This window comes from Aminobacter sp. P4_H6_2, assembly GCF_056400805.1.
In genome coordinates this window covers 1-4882 of sequence record NZ_JBFUKO010000408.1, presented here as the reverse complement: position 1 = coordinate 4882, position 4882 = coordinate 1, and the positions used below count along the sequence as shown (strand labels likewise).

Below are 4882 nucleotides of genomic sequence, written 5' to 3'. Positions count from 1 at the left end.
CGGTCGAAGAGGTTGCAGGCCTTGCCAAGGCATCGCCGGCCACCGACGAAACAACCGAAACCGTGATCGCACGTAGGGTCGCTGACCTGATCGCATATCAGGACAGCCGATATGCCGACCTCTATGCGCAGCTCGTTGGCGAGGTTGGCGATGCAGCCGCCGAGATGGGCGCTGAGGGTGAAGAGTTTCTGCGGGCAGTGGCCGAAAACGCGTATCGCCTGATGGCCTACAAAGACGAATATGAGGTTGCACGCCTGTACGCGGACCCCGCCTTCAAAAAATCTTTCGCGGCACAGTTTTCAGGCGCCAAGAGGGTTTCGGTATGGCTTGCGCCACCCTTGTTATCCCGGCTGGACCCCACTACTGGACGCCCCGCCAAGCGGAAGTTCGGCCCATGGGTCTTCGTCGCTTTCAAGCTGCTTGCGAAGTTCAAGCGCATTCGCGGCACCTGGGCCGATCCATTTGGCAGGACGGCTGAAAGGCGCGCGGAACGAGCGCTCGCGAAAGAGTATTTCGAGACGATCGGCAAATTGTGTCGGTCGTTGGATCCAGCGACCCTCAAACAGGCGACGGCAATTGCAACGTTGCCAGAGATGGTGCGAGGCTATGGGCCGGTCAAGGAGGCCGCAATAGCCGAGTATTCTGGAAGGCGCGTGTCGCTGCTCGCAGCGACACCCAAGTCTATAGCCAGCAAGGCGACCTAACGAAAATGACACTCAACGATACGCAGGTCGCGATCCGCGACATGGTCCGCAATTTCGCTCAAGCCGAAATACGCCCGCACAGCGTAAGCTTTGAAAAGAACGGCGGTTATCCTCAAGCACTGTTCGAACGCATGGCAGAGCTTGGTCTAATGGGCATGACCGCGCCGGTCGAATTTGGCGGGGCTGGTGCGGACTATACGAGCTATGCTTTGGCGCTGATGGAGATCGCTGCGGCCGACGGCGCACTGTCGACAATAACGTCCATCCAAAACAGCCTTGTCGTTTCAAGCCTGATCAAGGACGGCACGCCGGCCCAACAAGAACGGTTCTTGCCGGATCTGATAGCGGGGCGAATGATAGGAGCCTTTGCCTTGACTGAGGCAGATGCCGGATCGGACGCGGCGGCGTTGCGCACACGCGCCGAAAAGGTCGATGGCGGCTATCGCCTGAACGGCGCAAAACAGTTCATTACGTCCGGACGGATCGCGGGATTGGCAATTGTCTATGCGGCTACGGAACCGGCCGCGGGAAAACGGGGCATCTCGGCCTTCCTGGTTCCTACCGACCGCCCAGGCTACGGGATCGACAAGCTCGAACACAAGCTAGGGCAAGGCGCGTCAGACACCTGCGCGATAAGGTTCGAAGACCTGTTCATCGAAAATGAGCTGAGACTGGGCGCTGAAGGTGCCGGATATGGCATCGCCCTTGCAAACCTTGAGGCAGGTCGCATCGGCATTGCCGCGCAGAGTGTCGGCATGGCGCGGGCCGCCCTGGAGGTTGCGGTGAGCTACGCCAAGGATCGCAAGAGCTTCGGAAAACCCATCATTCAGCATCAGGCTGTAGGTTTCCGCTTGGCCGATCTGGCCACCCGCCTAGAAGCTGCGCTGCAATTGGTTCTCTCGGCTGCGTCACTCAAGGACACCGGCGCTTCTTGCCTGACACAGGCCTCGATGGCCAAACTCTTTGCATCGGAGACCGCTGAGGCCGTTGTTTCAGGCGCGATGCAGACATTGGGAGGCTATGGCTATCTCGAAGAGTTCGGACTCGCCAAGATCTATCGTGATGTCCGCGTGTGCCAGATATATGAAGGCACATCGGATATTCAGCGTCTCGTCATCGCGCGCAGCCTGTAGGAATTATGCAAATGACCGACCCAATCATCATCTCCTCATATGCCCGCACGCCAATGGGTGCTTTTCAGGGTGCCTTTTCCAGCACCTCGGCAACGCAACTTGGAGCCGCAGCCGTTAAGGCGGCGGTCGATCGAAGTGGCGTCGACCCACAATCCATCGATCGAATCTACATGGGCTGCGTTTTGCCCGCGGCTCTCGGACAGGCCCCTGCACGCCAGGCGGCTCTTGGTGCTGGGCTGCCGCAGTCAGTCGAGGCGACCACTGTCAACAAAATGTGCGGCAGCGGCATGCAAACGGCGATCATGGCGGCCGAAGCGCTTGCATCTGGTAACGCTGACATTGTTGTTGCGGGCGGGATGGAGAGCATGTCCAACRCGCCTTACGCCCTTCCCAAGCACCGCAGCGGCGCACGTATCGGCCATGACCAGATCATCGACACGATGACGATGGACGGGCTGGAAGATGCCTATGATAAGGGCAAGCCGATGGGTGCCTTTGCCGAGGATACGGCGCGCGACTACCAGTTCTCCCGCGTCGACCAGGACGCCTTTGCGCTGGCAAGCCTGTCCCGCGCGAGAGCGGCGATAACCAGCGGAGCCTTCGCAGACGAAATCGTGCCCGTGACGGTAAGGGGTCGGGGCAGCGATGTCGTGGTCTCGGAAGATGAGCAGCCAGRCAAGGCGAAACCGGAAAAAGTCCCGTCGCTGAAGCCCGCCTTCGCAAAGGACGGTACCATCACTGCCGCGACATCCGCCTCCATCTCCGATGGAGCTGCAGCATTGGTGATGACCCGCGCGAGCGTCGCGGCACGGCTGGGTCTCGCACAGGAGGCGCGGGTCGTTGCCACCGCCGCCCATGCCCACGCGCCTGCCTTGTTCACTACCGCGCCCGTCTATGCCATCCGGAAGGTATTGGAAAAGGCCGGCTGGTCAGTTGCGGATGTTGACCTTTTCGAGGTCAACGAGGCCTTCGCGGCGGTGGCGATGATTGCGATGCGCGATCTCGACATCCCGCACAACAAGATCAACGTGAACGGTGGAGCCACCGCGCTTGGTCACCCTATCGGCGCAAGTGGCGCGCGCATCGTCGCGACGCTGATCGCCGCCCTGAAGGCACGTGGCGCAAAGCGCGGCGTTGCAGCACTTTGTATCGGCGGGGGTGAAGCAACTGCCATGGCGCTTGAAATCATCTAGGAGGCATGGCCGCAGATAAMGGGATTGCCGTCCTTATCACAGGTGGCGCATCGGATTTGGGTACACTGACCGCTCGGCGCGCCCTACGGTCGGGATAGAGCGAGGGTTGGCGATAGACGAACGAAACTGGGTTTACGCAGTTCGCTGATGCGCTTCAGCGAAGCTTGATACCGAACGCCACTTTCAAAACCGAGTTACCGAATATGGCGCAGCCTCAATCTGAGGTGGACGCTTCAGAATCAGGTCGGCAACCAGACCGCTCGGGGGAGCGCCGTCATGCCGTAGGCGCCATGTCCGAAGCACCGCCAAAGGCCTGGATGCTCTGGCACCGCCCCTAATGCAGGTAGCGAGTCCGGAGTGGCGGGACGCTGACCCGTCCAGATTTGCTGCGGCGTGCCCTTCAACGCAGGGAAAATATCCCTGGCATGTACAGAGCCTGATCGGCCCGCTTCTCGTTGGGAACGCCGTCGACACCTGAGAATCCCACCGTTCCTCCCACGCGCGCACACCCTCCAACATCGGCGTCATGCCGATGCCTCATCCGCGGTGAATGAATGGCATGGCAAGGTCAATTGCGTCCGCGGGCAACATCACATGATACCCGCGCTGGCTCTCAAGCGGCACCTTTACCCCTAATGGCGCGATCAACTCGGTAGACCAGACGCCACATGCCACCACGACTTCGCTGGCGCGATGATTTCCCGTGGAGGTCAATACAAGCCAACCGTCGCCTTCACGAATGAGTTTCAGCACCCGTTCGCGAATGAAACGGGCGCCCTCACGCTCCATAAGGGCGGCCAGTGCAGCGTTCAGCTGGGCAGGCTCACGGTGTGCGCGTTACCCCTTTTCACCATTCCGCGTGTGACTTTCGAAGAGAATGCCGGGATACAGTTTTTACAGCTCGGAGGGACCGAGCATCTCGACCTCGATACCAACTCCACCTTTAGCTTTGCCTCGATCTCATCGGCGGGACCCACGCTAGGATGATCCCAAAGAACGGCCTCGCCTTCCTGGCGGATGAACCGTGCGTAAAGCTCTGGTCCAACGAGCCTATGCCATTCAGCCAAGGCGGGGCTGTGCAGCGCGTGCATGTGCCGCGCCAGGATGGTCATGCGTCGCAACTGCCCTGCTTTCAGCCACAGTATGAACCATGGCAGGGCGCGAGGCAGATAGGACGGCTTGATCGCAAGCGGCCCCAGAGGAGCCGAAGTTGACACCGCCACAGACCGGCGGCTGCCGAGACATCGGACTCAAGAACGCTATGCGGCCGGCGGTGTCGGCTCACCGAGCGACAGCATCAGGCGGTTGGCCCAGTTGAAGAATGCGGCACCGTTGATCACGTCGACGATCGCCACGTCGTCCAGGCCGGCCCGGCGCAACTCGTCAATGTGGCTTTCCGTGAAGCCCTGGGGCGTCTTTGTCAGAGCAGCAGAAGCGTCAATGACGGCATTCCAGCTCGGATCGATATCCGTATAAATACCCTCGTCGAGGAGCTTCTGGACATCTTCGCCGCGCTTGGAATGCTGGTAGGCGAAGCGCGAGTGGACGGAGGCGCAGAAGATGCACCCATTAGTGCGCGACGCGGCTGTTGCTGCGATCTCACGTTCGGCCCGCGGCAGGCCGGTCTTGGTGTTGTAAAAGATGTCCTTATCGGTTTTGGTGYGTGCGCCGAGAATATCGGGATCGCGCGCGAGCAGCATAAAATAGGGTGATTTGGCGCGGGAGGGATCGACCAGGCCTGCATGGTGGCGGTCGGTCAGCTCGTCCTCGGCCAGCGGCTGCAGCCATGGCACCCAGCCAAGCTCATCACGAGTGAAAACGTTGGGTTCAACGTTGTCAGGATAGGTGATCG

Annotated in this window: 5 protein-coding genes and 1 pseudogene; 3 read left to right on the top strand and 3 right to left on the bottom strand. The window is 60.4% G+C overall.

Going from position 1 to position 4882, the window contains the following annotated elements; genetic code table 11:
- The 3 genes from AC1DUU_RS23000 to AC1DUU_RS22990 form a co-directional block, all read left to right on the top strand.
- Positions 1-704 (top strand): DUF6537 domain-containing protein (locus AC1DUU_RS23000; protein WP_476785700.1); only part of this gene is annotated, 704 nt, incomplete at its 5' end.
- Positions 705-709: 5 nt separating this feature from the next.
- Positions 710-1837, top strand: a complete 1128-nt coding sequence (locus AC1DUU_RS22995; RefSeq protein WP_476785699.1) for an acyl-CoA dehydrogenase family protein — start codon at positions 710-712, stop codon at positions 1835-1837.
- Positions 1838-1842: 5 nt separating this feature from the next.
- A complete protein-coding gene (locus tag AC1DUU_RS22990) occupies positions 1843-3030 on the top strand; it encodes an acetyl-CoA C-acyltransferase (RefSeq protein ID WP_476785698.1) in 1188 nt (395 codons plus the stop codon).
- 239 nt (positions 3031-3269) lie between these two features.
- Here the strand turns inward: AC1DUU_RS22990 and AC1DUU_RS22985 are convergent, their stop codons facing one another.
- The 3 genes and pseudogenes from AC1DUU_RS22985 to AC1DUU_RS22975 all read right to left on the bottom strand — a co-directional run bounded on the left by AC1DUU_RS22985 (position 3270) and on the right by AC1DUU_RS22975 (position 4880).
- Positions 3270-3539, bottom strand: coding sequence for an FAD-dependent oxidoreductase (locus tag AC1DUU_RS22985; RefSeq protein WP_476785697.1), 270 nt, complete (start codon positions 3537-3539; stop codon positions 3270-3272).
- A 28-nt stretch (positions 3540-3567) separates the two neighbouring features.
- Positions 3568-3849, bottom strand: a pseudogene (locus AC1DUU_RS22980) (FAD-dependent oxidoreductase); the annotation flags it as partial.
- A gap of 440 nt (positions 3850-4289) precedes the next feature.
- Entirely contained in the window at positions 4290-4880 is a 591-nt protein-coding gene (locus tag AC1DUU_RS22975) for an alkylhydroperoxidase domain protein (RefSeq protein ID WP_476785696.1), read from the bottom strand.
- Positions 4881-4882: the final 2 nt, after the last annotated feature.

What these genes read in the sequence shown, in the direction of transcription:
- AC1DUU_RS22995 (WP_476785699.1), top strand. Translation starts at nt 710, where the DNA reads ATGACACTCAACGATACGCAGGTCGCGATCCGCGACATGGTCCGCAAT.